15 protein-coding genes are annotated in these 14,284 nt (G+C 55.5%); 4 read left to right on the plus strand and 11 right to left on the minus strand.

Going from position 1 to position 14,284, the window contains the following annotated elements; all coding sequences use genetic code 11:
- Positions 1-1,284 (minus strand): cystathionine gamma-synthase family protein, encoded by a 1,284-nt coding sequence (locus tag A6A26_RS09130; protein ID WP_063878441.1) that lies wholly within the window; start codon positions 1,282-1,284, stop codon positions 1-3.
- 234 nt (positions 1,285-1,518) lie between these two features.
- Between A6A26_RS09130 and hpt the strand changes: the two genes are divergently transcribed.
- On the plus strand, positions 1,519-2,055 hold the full coding sequence (hpt, locus tag A6A26_RS09135) for a hypoxanthine phosphoribosyltransferase (RefSeq protein ID WP_063878442.1): 537 nt from the start codon (positions 1,519-1,521) through the stop codon (positions 2,053-2,055).
- Between the two features lie 78 nt (positions 2,056-2,133).
- Here hpt and can read toward each other — a convergent pair whose 3' ends face one another.
- Complete coding sequence (gene can, locus A6A26_RS09140) at positions 2,134-2,790, minus strand: carbonate dehydratase (RefSeq protein WP_172823888.1); 657 nt, start codon at positions 2,788-2,790, stop codon at positions 2,134-2,136.
- A 106-nt stretch (positions 2,791-2,896) separates the two neighbouring features.
- Between can and A6A26_RS09145 the strand changes: the two genes are divergently transcribed.
- Positions 2,897-3,823, plus strand: a complete 927-nt coding sequence (locus tag A6A26_RS09145; RefSeq protein ID WP_063878444.1) for an ABC transporter ATP-binding protein — start codon at positions 2,897-2,899, stop codon at positions 3,821-3,823.
- A complete protein-coding gene (locus A6A26_RS09150) occupies positions 3,820-4,590 on the plus strand; it encodes an ABC transporter permease (protein ID WP_063878445.1) in 771 nt (256 codons plus the stop codon). The genes A6A26_RS09145 and A6A26_RS09150 overlap by 4 nt, the downstream gene beginning before the upstream one ends.
- Positions 4,591-4,660: 70 nt before the next feature.
- On the opposite strand, the gene panD is transcribed toward A6A26_RS09150, so the two are convergent.
- The 9 genes from panD to thpR all read right to left on the minus strand — a co-directional run bounded on the left by panD (position 4,661) and on the right by thpR (position 11,728).
- Complete coding sequence (gene panD, locus A6A26_RS09155; protein ID WP_063878446.1) at positions 4,661-5,041, minus strand: aspartate 1-decarboxylase; 381 nt, start codon at positions 5,039-5,041, stop codon at positions 4,661-4,663.
- A 51-nt stretch (positions 5,042-5,092) separates the two neighbouring features.
- Entirely contained in the window at positions 5,093-5,947 is an 855-nt protein-coding gene (gene panC / locus A6A26_RS09160; protein WP_063878447.1) for a pantoate--beta-alanine ligase, read from the minus strand.
- Positions 5,948-5,962: 15 nt separating this feature from the next.
- The gene (panB, locus tag A6A26_RS09165; protein WP_063878448.1) at positions 5,963-6,757 is read right to left on the minus strand and encodes a 3-methyl-2-oxobutanoate hydroxymethyltransferase; all 795 of its coding nucleotides are present in this window, start codon (positions 6,755-6,757) and stop codon (positions 5,963-5,965) included.
- A gap of 83 nt (positions 6,758-6,840) precedes the next feature.
- Positions 6,841-7,326, minus strand: coding sequence for a 2-amino-4-hydroxy-6-hydroxymethyldihydropteridine diphosphokinase (folK, locus tag A6A26_RS09170; RefSeq protein ID WP_063878449.1), 486 nt, complete (start codon positions 7,324-7,326; stop codon positions 6,841-6,843).
- Positions 7,323-8,741 carry a polynucleotide adenylyltransferase PcnB gene (pcnB, locus tag A6A26_RS09175; protein ID WP_208625032.1) on the minus strand — a complete coding sequence of 473 codons (1,419 nt, stop codon included), beginning with the start codon at positions 8,739-8,741 and terminating at the stop codon, positions 7,323-7,325. The genes folK and pcnB overlap by 4 nt, the downstream gene beginning before the upstream one ends.
- Positions 8,742-8,827: 86 nt before the next feature.
- Positions 8,828-9,709 (minus strand): tRNA glutamyl-Q(34) synthetase GluQRS, encoded by an 882-nt coding sequence (gluQRS, locus tag A6A26_RS09180; protein WP_063878451.1) that lies wholly within the window; start codon positions 9,707-9,709, stop codon positions 8,828-8,830.
- A gap of 70 nt (positions 9,710-9,779) precedes the next feature.
- A complete protein-coding gene (gene dksA / locus A6A26_RS09185) occupies positions 9,780-10,235 on the minus strand; it encodes an RNA polymerase-binding protein DksA (protein WP_006117731.1) in 456 nt (151 codons plus the stop codon).
- Between the two features lie 249 nt (positions 10,236-10,484).
- Positions 10,485-11,189, minus strand: a complete 705-nt coding sequence (gene sfsA, locus A6A26_RS09190; RefSeq protein WP_063878452.1) for a DNA/RNA nuclease SfsA — start codon at positions 11,187-11,189, stop codon at positions 10,485-10,487.
- An 11-nt stretch (positions 11,190-11,200) separates the two neighbouring features.
- A complete protein-coding gene (gene thpR, locus A6A26_RS09195; RefSeq protein ID WP_063878453.1) occupies positions 11,201-11,728 on the minus strand; it encodes an RNA 2',3'-cyclic phosphodiesterase in 528 nt (175 codons plus the stop codon).
- Positions 11,729-11,803: 75 nt separating this feature from the next.
- Here thpR and hrpB point away from each other — a divergent pair, with 75 nt between their 5' ends.
- The gene (gene hrpB / locus A6A26_RS09200; protein WP_063878454.1) at positions 11,804-14,260 is read left to right on the plus strand and encodes an ATP-dependent helicase HrpB; all 2,457 of its coding nucleotides are present in this window, start codon (positions 11,804-11,806) and stop codon (positions 14,258-14,260) included.
- Positions 14,261-14,284: the final 24 nt, after the last annotated feature.

Below are 14,284 nucleotides of genomic sequence, written 5' to 3' on the forward strand. Positions count from 1 at the left end.
TCAGGCACGTTCAAGGGCCAGCCGGATATCCTCTACCAGGTCGCCGGCGTTTTCGATGCCGATAGATAATCGTATCGTCGCGTCGGTGATGCCAATCCGCTGACGCACTGCATCAGGCACGCCAGAATGGGTGGTGGTGCCGGGATGGCTGGCAAGCGATTCGGTGCCGCCCAGGCTGACGGCCTGTTTAAACAGTGAAAGCGCATTGAGAAAGCGAAACGCCGCGGGCTGTCCGCCAACAATGTCAAAAGAGAACGTTGATCCGGCGCCGCTGCACTGTTCACGATACGTTCTGCCTGCAGGGCTTTCTGCATCCAGGTAGGGTAACCAGTGCAGCGCTGCGACTTTGGGATGAGGGCGCAAAAAGGCGGCGACGGCTTCGGCATTGTGAAACGCTTTCTCCATGCGCAACGACAGCGTTTCCAGCGAACGGCCAATCATCCAGCTTGAGTGCGGGTCCAACTGTGTGCCAATCGCGCTACGCAGGGCACGAATTTGCGTCATCAGTGTTTTGTTACCCATCACCGCGCCAGCGATGAGATCGGAGTGCCCGCCCACGTATTTGGTCAGAGAATAAAGCGAGAGGTCTGCACCCAGCGTCAAAGGCTGCTGAAAAATCGGGCCCAGCAGCGTGTTATCACAGGCGACCACCGGACGTGAACCCTGTTGCCGCGCAATGTCGTCGGCGATGCGTGCCATCAGGGCAATATTGACCAGGCTGTTAGTCGGGTTAGCCGGTGTTTCCACCAGAATCAGCGCAACGCGTCCCAGCGCCATCGCGCTATGTGCCGCATCGCGCACTTTGGCCTCATCGTGCCCGTCACTAAAGCCAACCGCGTTGATGTTCAGATTATGCAGTGTCTTACTCAGCAGCGTTTCCGTACCACCATACAGCGGCTGAGAATGCAAAATGACGTCACCCGGCCTTGCAAAGGTTAACAGCGTTGTCGAAATGGCTGCCATACCGGAGGCGAACAAGGCACAGCTTTCTGCCTGTTCATAGATTGCCAGTCTGTCTTCAACGATCTCACTGTTAGGATGATTAAAGCGGGAATAGACCAGTCCGCCGCTTTTGCCTTCTGGCGGCTGACGGCGGCCTGAAACGTAATCGAAAAAGTCGCGGCCTTCTTCTGCGCTGTCAAAAACAAAGGTTGAGGTAAGAAACACCGGCGGCTTAACCGCCCCTTCAGACAGGCGAGGATCGTAGCCATAATTCAGCATCTGCGTTTCAGGATGCAGTTGACGATCGCCAACGTGCGTTTTCTTACTTGAGGGTAAGGCCATGGAGATCTCCCAATAAGGTCGCTAACCGCATAACGATATGTTGTTAAAATCGTATCATGCAGTAATTAATGCTGCTAAATGCCGTATTGTTCTAAGGTAATGCTGATGATGCAACAGCCTGAACGCAGGTGAAGAATTTTACCGCACGTAAACGTTTGCTATTTCCGTGCGGCGTCAGTACTCAGTTCTACTATGATAAACTGCGTGGCTTTGTGAGCTACCAGGCAGAAGGCAATGAAACATACTGTTGACGTAATGATCCCTGAAGAGGCAATCGCCGCGCGCATTGCTGAACTGGGCAAAGAGATTACCGCCCATTACCGCGACAGCGGCAGTGATATGGTGCTGGTGGGGCTACTTCGTGGCTCGTTCATGTTTATGGCTGATTTATGCCGCGTCATTGACGTGCCACACGAAGTCGATTTTATGACCGCATCCAGTTACGGCAGCGGTATGTCCACGACCCGGGATGTTAAAATCCTCAAAGATCTGGATGAAGATATTCGGGGTAAAGACGTATTAATTGTCGAAGACATCATCGACTCCGGTAACACGCTTTCCAAAGTGCGCGAGATCCTGCGTCTGCGTGAGCCAAAATCACTGGCGATTTGTACCCTGCTGGACAAGCCTGAACGCCGTGAAGTCGACGTCAAGGTTGAATACGTGGGCTTTTCCATTCCTGACGAGTTTGTCGTGGGCTTTGGCATTGACTATGCGCAGCATTATCGCCATCTGCCTTACATTGGCAAAGTGGTGCCGCTCGAAGACTGAATGCCGTTTACCGCACATTCTTCCAAGGCCCGCGCCCTTCATTTCGTGTAGGCTTGTCGCGCACAGCGGTTACTGGCGCTAAAAATCGCCCTTAACCAACAGATTGGCCATGCCGTGACGATAGCGTTGCTCAAGGTTTTCCCGGCTGCTTGCCGTAACATCAAGGTTACGCAGGCAGCCATCCTGGATACCGTAAACCCAGCCATGCAGCGAAACTTTGCGTCCGCGCTTCCAGGCGGATTGCAGAATAGTGGAATGCCCCAGATTATAAACCTGCTCAACGACGTTGATTTCGCAGAGTTTATCCAGGCGTTTATCCGGCGGGAGTTCTCCCAGCAACACGCTATGCTTGTACCAGAGATCGCGAATGTGCAGCAGCCAGTTATCAATAAGACCGAGCTCTGGATTATCCATTGCGGCCTGCACACCGCCGCAACCATAGTGGCCGCACACGATGATGTGTTCAACTTCCAGCACTTCAACGGCGTATTGCACGACAGAAAGGCAGTTGAGGTCGGTATGAACCACCAGGTTGGCAACGTTGCGATGAACAAACAGTTCGCCGGGTTCAAGGCCGGTGAGACGTTCGGCGGGTACGCGGCTGTCTGAACAGCCAATCCAAAGGAAACGCGGTTTTTGCGCCTGAGCCAGTCGCTCAAAAAAGCCGGGATCTTCTTTGACCAGTAATGTGGACCATTCGCGGTTATTACTGATCAGGGTATCAATATCTGTCATGGCGTTAAGCAACCTGTTACTGCGCATTTGCGTGCGCGTACTATAGGCGAAGGCTTCCTAAATTCAAACGGCATTACAATGCCACAAAACAGGGTATGTATTCAGAATGACCTATGCACTGGAACTTTCCCGGCTGACCAAGACCTATCCCGGCGGCGTACAGGCGCTCAAGGGCATCGATCTCAACGTCGAAGCCGGTGATTTTTATGCACTACTGGGACCTAACGGCGCGGGTAAATCAACCACTATCGGCATTATCAGTTCGCTGGTGAATAAGTCTGAGGGAAGCGTACGCGTCTTCGGCTACGATCTGGAAAAAGACGTGGTCAATGCCAAACGCCAGTTGGGCCTTGTCCCACAGGAGTTTAACTTCAACCCGTTTGAGACGGTCATGCAGATCGTGGTGAATCAGGCCGGTTACTATGGCGTTGAGCGCCGTGAAGCGCTTCAGCGTGCGGAAAAGCATCTGAAACAGCTCGACCTGTGGGAAAAACGCAATGAGCGGGCGCGGATGCTGTCCGGCGGGATGAAACGTCGCCTGATGATCGCCCGTGCCCTGATGCATTCGCCTAAATTGCTGATTCTGGATGAACCCACTGCCGGGGTTGATATTGAACTGCGCCGCTCAATGTGGGTGTTTCTAAAAGATCTCAATGCCCAGGGCACCACCATTATCCTGACCACTCACTATCTTGAAGAGGCCGAAATGCTGTGCCGCAACATCGGCATTATTCAAAATGGTGAGCTGGTAGAAAACACCTCAATGAAATCTCTGCTTTCAAAGCTGAAATCAGAAACGTTCATCCTGGATCTGGCCCCGCGCAGTCCGTTGCCGTCGCTGGAAGGTTTCCAGTACCGGCTGGTTGATACCTCCACGCTGGAAGTGGAAGTGCTACGCGAACAGGGGCTGAACAGTGTATTTAGCCAGCTCAGCGCCCAGGGCGTACAGGTACTGAGTATGCGCAACAAAGCGAATCGTCTGGAAGAGCTGTTCGTCGGCCTGACGCAAGGAAAAACAGGAGCTAAAGCATGACACATTTGTACTGGGTGGCGTTAAAGAGCATCTGGGCCAGGGAGGTGAACCGTTTCGCCCGTATCTGGATTCAGACGTTGGTGCCGCCCGTCATCACCATGACGCTTTATTTTATTATCTTTGGTAACCTTATCGGTGCGCGCATCGGCGATATGAATGGGTTCAGCTACATGCAGTTTATTGTGCCTGGATTGATCATGATGTCGGTGATCACCAACGCCTATGCCAACGTGGCTTCCTCGTTCTTTAGCGCCAAATTTCAGCGCAATATCGAAGAGCTGCTGGTGGCACCGGTGCCGACGCACATCATTATTGCGGGCTACGTCGGTGGCGGTGTGGCACGCGGGGTTTGTGTTGGTGTGCTGGTCACGGCCGTCTCGCTGTTTTTCGTGCCGTTCCATGTGCACTCCTGGATGATGGTTGCCATCACGCTGCTGCTCACTGCCGTGCTGTTTTCGCTGGCGGGCCTGATCAATGCGGTGTTTGCCCGCACCTTTGACGACATCAGCCTGATTCCGACCTTTGTGTTGACACCATTAACCTACCTGGGCGGCGTATTCTATTCGCTGACGTTGTTACCGCCGGTGTGGCAGGCGATTTCAAAGCTGAACCCGGTGGTGTACATGATAAGCGGCTTCCGCTTTGGCTTTCTCGGTATCCACGATGTGCCACTGGCCCTGACCTTATCGGTTCTGATTGCCTTTATCGTGGTGTTCTATATCGCGGTGTACTTCCTGATCCAGCGCGGACGTGGATTGCGCACCTGATGCAGTAACGGGCAAAAAAAAGCAGCGATATCGCTGCTTTTTTTATGCCAACTGATCTAAGCCAACTGACCTATGCCAGCTGTACCGGCAGCGCTTTTGCGAGGCGCTTCATCTGATTATCCCCTTCAAAGTAGGCCACGTTGGGCTGCCACTGGCGGGCTTGTGCATCATCGACCTGCACATAGGAGCAAATAATCAGGATATCGCCTTCGCAGGCACAGCGAGCCGCTGCACCGTTTACCGAAATGATTTTCGAGCCACGTTCGGCCGCGATGGCATAGGTGGAGAAACGCTGACCGTTGGTAACGTTATAAATATCAATGGCTTCATATTGCAGGATGCCAGAAGCATCAAGGAAATCCTGATCGATGGCGCAGGAGCCTTCATAGTTCAGGTCCGCCTGCGTCACTTTCACGCGATGCAATTTGCCTTGTAAAACCGTGCGAATCATAGTCAGAAACCTTGTTAAACAGCCAAAAATACGACCTGCAACCCGCAGCCTTTACTGCGTGAGGTCGACCTGTTGATTATCGATCAGCCGTGCGTTCCCCAGCCAGGCCGCCATTAAAACCACAGCACGCTGGCTGTCCACCGTCAGAGGCTGTAGCGTTTCTGCATCACAGATTGCCAGACCGTCCGGGCGAAAGCCTTTTTCCTGCAGCGACAGATTCGCGGCATCAATAATATCGTCAATATGCCGCTCGCCATTAGCCAGTCGGGCTGCCATCTCATTCATCACCTGGCTCAGCGCGGGGGCCAGCTTGCGTTCATCATCAGTGAGATAACCATTGCGTGAACTGAGTGCCAGACCGTCTTTGGCGCGCACCGTGGGCACACCAATAATCTCAATGTCGAAACCCATATCCGCCACCATTTTACGAATGATGGCTAACTGCTGAAAATCTTTCTCGCCGAAGCAGGCAATATCGGGCTGAACCAGATTGAATAATTTACTGACGATGGTCGCGACGCCGCGAAAATGGCCGGGACGACTCGCGCCTTCCAGCAGCGATGACAACACCGGGACGTCCACAAACGTCTGATTGGCCAATCCCTGAGGATAAACCTCCGCAGGTGAGGGGGCAAACACCACATCGACCGCATGGCGGTTCAGCTTTTCGCAATCCTCCTGAAGCGTGCGCGGATAGCGGGCCAAATCGTCAGGGCGATCAAACTGCATGGGGTTGACGAATATGGACACGATCACGATATCACCTCGTTCACGTGCCTCGTCGACCAGCGTCAAATGTCCTTCGTGCAGATTGCCCATAGTCGGCACCAACGCGATGCGTTTACCTTGCTCGCGCCAGCGACGAACGTCGCGGCGTAACATGGGCAGAGTTTCGATGATCAGCACGGCAATTCTCCTGAATTACTGGAAACTGTGTTCCACGGCGGGGTAGCGTCCTGCTTCAACTTCGGCAATATATTGGCGAATGGCCGCCCGAATATCGCCCGTCTCCGCCAGGAAATTTTTAGCAAATTTGGGAACATGTCCGCCAGTGATGCCCAGGGCGTCATGCATGACCAGTATCTGACCGTCAGTGACATTGCCTGCGCCGATACCAATAACCGGAATCGCCAGTGCCTGGGTCACGCGCTGTGCCAGCGCAACAGGGACGCACTCCAGCACAAGCAGCTGTGCACCCGCCGCCTCCAGGGCCAGGGCATCAGCCAGAAGCTGCTCTGCGCCCGCTTCATCGCGGCCCTGCACTTTATAGCCACCAAAAATATTCACGGACTGCGGCGTTAATCCCAGGTGCCCGCAAACCGGAACGGCGCGCTCCGTCAGCATTCGTACGCTGTCCGCCAGCCATGCGCCGCCTTCCAGTTTCACCATATTGGCACCGGCGCGCATCAACTGCGCCGCATTATCAAAGGTTTGCTGAGGCGTGGCATAACTCATAAAGGGCAGGTCAGCCAGCAAAAGCGACTGAGGCGCGCCACGGCGCACTGCAGCGGTATGGTAGGCAATGTCATTTACCATAACGGGCAACGTTGAGTCATGGCCTTGCACGGTCATTCCAAGTGAATCGCCCACCAGCAGGACCTGAATGCCTTCATCGGCAAACAGTCGGGCAAAACTAAACTCGTAGGCGGTCAGGGTGGCGAATTTTTTGCCGCTTTCTTTCCACTGACGCAGGTGAGAAATGGTGGTGGGTTTCATGGTGCTCTCAACTCAGAAATTCAGATTGGCGCATTTTACTGGATAGTGTTGCAGAGCGGAATCCATGAAGTGTGATTAGGTGCTTAGCTGTGCCATGGTCGGATGCTGGAACGGTCCAGCTGGGCCAGGATTGGTTTGAGCGACCGACCGTCTGGCAGGCTCAGATCGGGGGCAATCTCCAGCAACGGAACCAGCATAAATGCGCGATTAAGCAAATCATAATGCGGCACGGTGAGACGGTCGCTGTTGAGGCTGGCTGTACCAAACAACATGATATCAATATCCAGCGTGCGTGGTCCCCAGCGCTCGGCCTTGCGAACGCGACCGTGTTCCTGCTCAATGCGCTGCGTCTGGTCCAGCAGCGCCTCGGCAGACAACGCGGTATCGAGAGCGACGGCCGCATTGAGATAATCGGGCTGGTCCGGTGGGCCGTAGGGCGGCGTCCGGTAAAAAGCGGAGGTCGCCACGCGCTGTGTATCAGGGAGTGCATCCAGCGCTGACAGCGCTGCATCAATCTGATGCAGCGGATCGGCAAGGTTACTGCCTAGTGCCAGAAACACACGTGTCATGACGCGCTATTGTTATCACGACGCGGAGCCGTTGAACGGCGACGTGGGCGACGCGTGCGGCTGCGTGGTGCCGGATCGTCTCCCAGCGTATTCAGCATGGTCTTCTGCTGTGGCGGCGCGGCCACCTGGAACTCGCCCCACCACTTACTCAGACGCAGCAGTTCCGGGTTGTTTTCTACCTCAGCCCGCAAAGAGAGCAGGTCGTAAGCGGCGCGGAACTTCGGATGCTCCATCAGCTTCCAGGCTCGCTTACCATGGCGACGAGACATGCGTAACTGCAGCTGCCAGATATCACGAATTAACGATGTGATGCGTTTAGGGATCGCCAGCGCACGGCAGGCTTCATCCAGCGTATCGTTCATTGCCAGGGCAAAGGCATCGTAATAGGTCAGGCCACTTTCCTGCGCAATGCGTTCGGCGGCTTCAAGCTGGGGATACCAGAACATCGCGGCAAACAGAAACGCCGGATTAACCCGCATATCATTCTGAATACGGTTATCGGTGTTCTTCAGCACCTGCGCCAGCATGCGTTCCATGTGGCTGTCGCCGTTCTCGGTAAAGTTACGCGCCAGCGTCGGGAACAGCGGCTGAAATAACTGGTATTCACACAGTTTAAGCCAGGTACTGTAGCCATAGCCGGCCTGCAGCAGCTTTAGCGACTCTTCAAACAGGCGCGCGGCGGGCACGTCACGTAGCAACGACGCCAGGCGGGGAATCGGCTCGGCCGTTTCAGGCGCAATGCGCATATTCAGTTTGGCAGCGAAACGCGCGACACGCAGCATCCGCACCGGATCTTCGCGATAACGGGTTTCCGGGTCGCCAATCAGGCGAATGATGCCTTGTTGCAGATCGTTCAGCCCACCAACATAGTCACGCACCGAAAAATCAGCCACGCTGTAATAGAGGCTGTTGATGGTCAGATCGCGACGCTGGGCATCATCTTCGATGTTGCCAAAAATGTTGTCGCGCAGCAGCATACCGCTCTGGGCACGCTGAGAGTTGTTCTGATCGTCGGTGGTCTCTTCAATCTGATGATGACCGCGGAACGTTGCCACTTCGATGACTTCCGGGCCAAACATCACGTGCGCCAGACGGAAACGACGACCAACCAGACGGCAGTTGCGGAACAGTTTACGCATCTGCTCCGGCGTGGCGTTTGTGGTCACGTCGAAGTCTTTCGGCTTCTGCCCCAGCAGCAAATCGCGTACGCCACCGCCAACAAGATAGGCTTCATAACCGGCTTTATTCAGGCGATATAGCACCTTGAGGGCATTTTCGCTGATGTCTTTACGTGAGATGGTGTGGCTTTCACGAGGAATGATGGTCATATGACTCTCAGGTTCAACCTCTGCTGGTGCTTCCTCGTCATCACGCTTCAGGACTTTCCGGCAAAAATTAGCTACTCGGGTAAAAATGGGACACCTCGACAGTGACAATTAGGGTGTAGGTAAAATCAGCGGCTAATCATAGCCTGTTGTGAATCATTTGAGAATGCTGTTGTCTATGCATCCGTTATCAGGGCGTTATCATGAGGTATCAAAGCGATATTCCACTGCTTCACAGCCTCAGACAGCAGTTTCTCCTGCGTTTTGTCCTTCCAACCTTCGCCAACCGGCTGCCCCAGAAAGCGTAAAGCCTGTACCAGGCAGGGACGTGTATCCCCATCAGGCAGCGCGGGCGCATGATTTTGTTTAGAAAGTTTGTGACCATCAGCGGTGATCGCCAGGGGCAAATGCAGATAGTCCGGCGGCATCCAGCCGAATTGCTGATAAAGCGCAATCTGCCGTACCGTTGGCTCAATTAAATCAGCCCCACGCACAATTTCTGTGATGCCCTGATGATGATCGTCCACGACCACCGCCAGATTGTAAGCAAACAGCCCATCACGACGATGAATAATAAAATCTTCTTCAGCCAGTCGCCTGTCGGCGACGACCTCGCCCCTGAGCCGATCCTGAAAACGATAGACAGGTGCATGCTGGCGCAGGCGCAGGGCTGCCTTATCGGGGCCATGTTGCCGGTCCCGACAGTGACCATCGTAAAAGCCGCCAGTTTGCTGAATGCGGCTTCGCGAACAGGTGCAGAAATAACTTTGACGCTGCGTTCTCAACCACTGAAGTGCGTCACGATAGGCGTCATGCCGCTGCGACTGCCACATCACCTCACCATCCCAGTTCAGGCCGTAATGCTCCAGCTGTTGCAGAATCCGCGTTGCGGCACCCGCGACTTCACGAGGCGGATCGATATCTTCAATACGCACCAGCCAGCGACCATGCTGTGCGCGAGCGCTGAGGTAACTGCCTAACGCAGCAATCAGGGAGCCGAAATGGAGTTCACCGGAAGGGGATGGCGCAAAGCGCCCAACGCAGGATGAGAATGACATAGGCATTATGAACCAGACGGCGGAAAAAGATGGCCTTTTCCCGCCGTGTGGCTGCAGTCAGACGGCAACATTAGCCCGCCATTTGCTTCTCACGAATTTCTGCCAGTGTCTTACAGTCGATGCACAGATCGGCAGTAGGACGCGCTTCAAGACGGCGGATACCGATCTCGACGCCACAGGAATCGCAATAGCCGAAGTCGTCGTCTTCGACTTTCTTCAGCGTTTTTTCGATCTTCTTAATTAACTTACGCTCGCGGTCGCGGTTACGCAGTTCCAGGCTGAACTCTTCTTCCTGAGCGGCACGGTCAACCGGGTCCGGGAAGTTTGCAGCTTCATCCTGCATGTGTGTAACGGTGCGATCGACTTCGTCCCGCAATTGATTGCGCCAGGCTTCCAGAATCTTGCGAAAATGGTCCAGTTGCGCGTCATTCATATACTCTTCGCCTGGCTTCTCCTGATAAGGCTCCACCCCAGCGATGGCGAGAATACTCAGGGACGATGTTTTACGGTTTTGCCCTTCTTGCATGTTGTTTCTCTCCTGGATAACACGCACTATACCCTTTGATTGCCATCGGTAAGCGCATACACGCTAACCTTAATGATGAACCTCTCTTGGGTACATCGATCCCCCAACGGGGAAAAAACAGGCCGCTATAAATAACAGAAGCAGTCAAGGTTGGCAATTATTCCTGATCGCATCTTGACAAGCCTGTGAGGAACAGCGTAGTTAGCCCCTGACAGAAGATAGTCATATCACAGAACGATGCCAATGATATTACAATGTTACGTCAATGGCGGTCGTCAGAAACATTCCTGCTGATGACAGTTCTGCCCGGTAAGCCAAAATCTCCACGCCACTCAGCTGCGCCTGTACCAGTTGTTCTGCGTAAGCAGCATCAATGTGACGCGCCGGGGAAACGTCCTCAATCCCCGAGTGCAGAACGGCAAACAACAAAACGGCCCGATGACCTTCTGCGGCAGCCTTACTCAGCTCACGCAGGTGTTTCTGCCCTCGAATCGTCACCGCATCCGGAAAATAGCCTTTACCTTCCTGTAAAAGCGTTACGGATTTCACCTCAATATAGCACTCAGGTCGCTCCTCTGCTTTGAGCAGGAAATCAATTCGGCTTTTTTCACTACCGTATTTAACTTCCGCCTGACATTTCGCGTAGCCGGTCAGCGGTAAAAGTCGGTTTTCGTCCAGCGCTTCACGCACCAGTTGATTGGCGCGCAGCGTATTGACACAGATCCAGTGGCCTTGCTGCGTCTCGGTCATTTCCCAACTGTGCGGGTATTTGCGCGTCAGGCTGTCAGACGTGGAGTACCACACGGTATCGCCCGGCGTGGCACAGCCGGTCATTGCGCCGGTATTCGCGCAATGTATCGTCAGCGTTTCGCCTTCGGGCGTCACAACATCGGCCAGAAAACGCTTGTAGCGAGTAATAAGACGCGCGGGTTTAAGAGCGGGAGAAAAAAGCATAAGGCTCCTGATTAAGAGAGTAACGGCCAACTGGCCAGCGTGCGGTAGCGTGTCCGGCCTTGCGCGTACTCTGAGGCAAAAAGGGAAAATTGCCTGACCGTAAATTGCCAGTGAAAGCCACGTGGCGGCAGGGCGACAGGCTGGGTCGCCGCACGCAACAGGCTGACGTGGGGATGAAAGGGCTGAGCCGGTTGTTCGCAGCCATGTCGCGCGGCCTGAGCGCGCAGCAGGCTTGCCAGCTGTAACAAGCCACGCGGGGGGCGCTGGCAACCCAGCCACACGACGCCGGGGCGCGGCCAATGACCTGCATCGTCTAACGCAACGTCAAATGCTGGCTGGTTTATGCGTGACGCCAGGGCCTGCAACTGCTGTGATGTTCCAGCCGACACATCGCCCAGAAAAGCCAGCGTCAGGTGAAGGTTCGCTGCCGCAATCGGGCGTCCCGCCTCCGCATGAAAGGTTTGTGCCCGCCAGTGCACCAGTTGCTGCTGCAGCGTGTCAGGCGGGGTAATAGCAAAAAATAAGCGTTGTAACGCCATGGCGGTCTCCGGCAATCCTCACGGATGAGTGCTACAATGCGCGCCATCTTAACATAGCCATTCGCGGAGTTTGCGGTGAGTGATTTACCCGTCAGCGCGGTGTTGCCTGACCTTCTGAGTGCGCTTAATGATGCCTCAAACATCCTGCTGGCCGCGCCCACGGGCGCAGGTAAATCCACCTGGCTGCCACTTCAGCTTTTACAGCACAAGGCCTTGCCGGGACGCATTATTATGCTGGAGCCGCGCCGTTTAGCCGCGCGCAACGTGGCGCAACGCCTGGCCGAGCAGTTGGGTGAACAACCGGGCGTGACGGTGGGCTACCGTATGCGCGGCGAAAACTGCACAGGGCCAATGACCCGGCTTGAAGTGGTGACCGAAGGCATTCTGACCCGAATGCTGCAACAGGATGCGATGCTGGAGGGCGTGTCGCTGGTTATCCTGGATGAATTTCATGAGCGGAGCCTGCAGGCCGATCTGGCGCTGGCGCTGCTACTGGATGTGCAACAGGGGTTACGTGAAGATCTAAAAATCCTGCTGATGTCGGCGACGCTTGATAATGCGCGGCTGGCGGCACTGTTGCCGGACGCTCCTTTGATTACCTCTGAAGGGCGCAGCTATCCGGTTGAACGGCGCTATACGGCGCTGAGCCAGACCTCGCGTTTTGACGATGCGGTCGCGCGTGAAGTCGCACAGTTACTGCGCGACGAAACGGGCTCGCTGCTCCTGTTCCTGCCCGGCATCGCCGAAATTGAGCGGGTAAAACGGGAACTGGAGACGCGCGTTGACGATGACGTGGATTTAACGCCGCTGTATGGTGCACTTCCTCTTGCTGCCCAGCAACGGGCTATCCTGCCTGCCGCCAGCGGACGCCGCAAAGTGGTGCTGGCGACCAACATTGCCGAAACCAGCTTAACCATTGAAGGCATCCGGCTGGTCGTGGACAGCGCCCTGGAGCGAAAAGCCCAGTTTGACGCTCGCAGCGGCGTTACGCGCTTGCAGACTCAGCGCATCAGTCAGGCGTCCATGACCCAGCGAGCCGGACGAGCCGGACGTGTCATGCCCGGTATTTGTCTGCATCTGACACCACAGGAACAGGCCTCACGCGCGCCCGCGCAAAGCGAAGCAGAAATTTTGCACAGCGATCTCGCGTCGTTGTGGCTGGAGTTGCTGCAGTGGGGCTGTACCCGTATCGAACAATTGCAGTGGATAGATTTGCCGCCGGAAAAGCACCTGCGTGCGGCGCAGCAGCAGCTGTTGCGGCTTGGGGCTCTGGACGAGCAGGGCCACCTCAATGCCCAGGGACGACGTATGGCGCAGCTGGGCAGCGACGCCCGGCTCAGCGCTATTTTATGTGCAGCAGGCAGTGACCCTGACGCCGTTGCCAGCGCGGCCTTGCTGGTGGCGGTTCTGGAAGATCCGCCTCGCAGTGCCGGAGCCGATCTGCGTGATGCGCTTTATCGTCCATTGCCACAATGGCAGCGCCGCGCACAGCACTGGCAAAAACGCATCGGCGTAAAGGGCGGTCGGGTAGACGAATACCATTTTGCCGCCCTGCTGACCGCCGGCTTCAGCGACCGTCTGGCACGTCGCCGCGATAACAGCGGCCGCTATCAGTTAGCTAACGGCCTGGGCGCGATGCTGGACGAACAGCAGGCGCTGACGCGTTATGAATGGTTAATTGCCCCCACCTTGTTACAGGGCAGTAGCGCGCCCGACGCGCGTATCCTGATGGCGATTCCCGTTGATATCGAGGCACTGACGCAGCGCTGTCCGCAGCTGATTGAACAGCGCACCGAGGTGGAATGGGATGAGGAGAAGGGCACGTTACGCACGTTGCGCCGCGAGCAGATTGGCGAACTGATACTGAAAACCCAGCCGCTAGCCCGTCCCGACGCAAAAGTCTTGCAGGCGGCAATGCTACGCTGGATTGGCAAGAAAGGGCTATCGGTGTTGGGCTGGACGCCGGAGGCAGAACAGTTGCGTCTGCGCATCCAGTGTGCGGCCCAGTGGTTGCCAGAGGAACACTGGCCTGAGGTTGACGACGCCAGCCTGATCGAGACGCTTGAACACTGGCTTCTGCCCCAGATGACCACGGTGCGTGATCTGAAAAGTTTACAGGCGGTGAATCTGGTCAGCGCGCTCTTACATTTGCTCACATGGTCACAACGTCAGCGGCTGGATACTGCGCTGCCAACTCATTACACTGTGCCCACCGGAAGTCGGCTGCCTGTTCGCTATGATGCAGATAAACCGCCTGCACTGGCGGTGCGCATCCAGGAAATGTTCGGCGAAGCCAGCAACCCAAGCGTGGCAGAAGGGCGCATTCCACTGGTACTGGAGCTGTTATCGCCCGCCCAGCGGCCCTTGCAGATTACCCGTGACCTCGCCGCTTTCTGGCGTGGTGCCTATAAGGACGTGCAAAAAGAGATGAAAGGGCGTTATCCCAAACATCCCTGGCCTGACGATCCGGCTTCCGCCTTGCCGACAAGACGGACAAAAAAGAAGACGTCACAGGGTGGAACCTCTGATTAATTCAGAGGGTTCTGCCATGCGACA

It is taken from the genome of Pantoea sp. OXWO6B1, assembly GCF_001641135.1.
Taxonomy (GTDB): domain Bacteria; phylum Pseudomonadota; class Gammaproteobacteria; order Enterobacterales; family Enterobacteriaceae; genus Pantoea; species Pantoea allii.

What these genes read in the sequence shown, in the direction of transcription:
- thpR (WP_063878453.1), bottom strand. Translation starts at nt 11,728, where the DNA reads ATGGCGTTACAACGCTTATTTTTTGCTATTACCCCGCCTGACACGCTG.
- gluQRS (WP_063878451.1), bottom strand. Translation starts at nt 9,709, where the DNA reads ATGTCATTCTCATCCTGCGTTGGGCGCTTTGCGCCATCCCCTTCCGGT.
- A6A26_RS09130 (WP_063878441.1), bottom strand. Translation starts at nt 1,284, where the DNA reads ATGGCCTTACCCTCAAGTAAGAAAACGCACGTTGGCGATCGTCAACTG.
- panB (WP_063878448.1), bottom strand. Translation starts at nt 6,757, where the DNA reads ATGAAACCCACCACCATTTCTCACCTGCGTCAGTGGAAAGAAAGCGGC.
- A6A26_RS09150 (WP_063878445.1), top strand. Translation starts at nt 3,820, where the DNA reads ATGACACATTTGTACTGGGTGGCGTTAAAGAGCATCTGGGCCAGGGAG.
- A6A26_RS09145 (WP_063878444.1), top strand. Translation starts at nt 2,897, where the DNA reads ATGACCTATGCACTGGAACTTTCCCGGCTGACCAAGACCTATCCCGGC.
- panD (WP_063878446.1), bottom strand. Translation starts at nt 5,041, where the DNA reads ATGATTCGCACGGTTTTACAAGGCAAATTGCATCGCGTGAAAGTGACG.
- can (WP_172823888.1), bottom strand. Translation starts at nt 2,790, where the DNA reads ATGACAGATATTGATACCCTGATCAGTAATAACCGCGAATGGTCCACA.
- dksA (WP_006117731.1), bottom strand. Translation starts at nt 10,235, where the DNA reads ATGCAAGAAGGGCAAAACCGTAAAACATCGTCCCTGAGTATTCTCGCC.
- sfsA (WP_063878452.1), bottom strand. Translation starts at nt 11,189, where the DNA reads ATGCTTTTTTCTCCCGCTCTTAAACCCGCGCGTCTTATTACTCGCTAC.
- hpt (WP_063878442.1), top strand. Translation starts at nt 1,519, where the DNA reads ATGAAACATACTGTTGACGTAATGATCCCTGAAGAGGCAATCGCCGCG.
- folK (WP_063878449.1), bottom strand. Translation starts at nt 7,326, where the DNA reads ATGACACGTGTGTTTCTGGCACTAGGCAGTAACCTTGCCGATCCGCTG.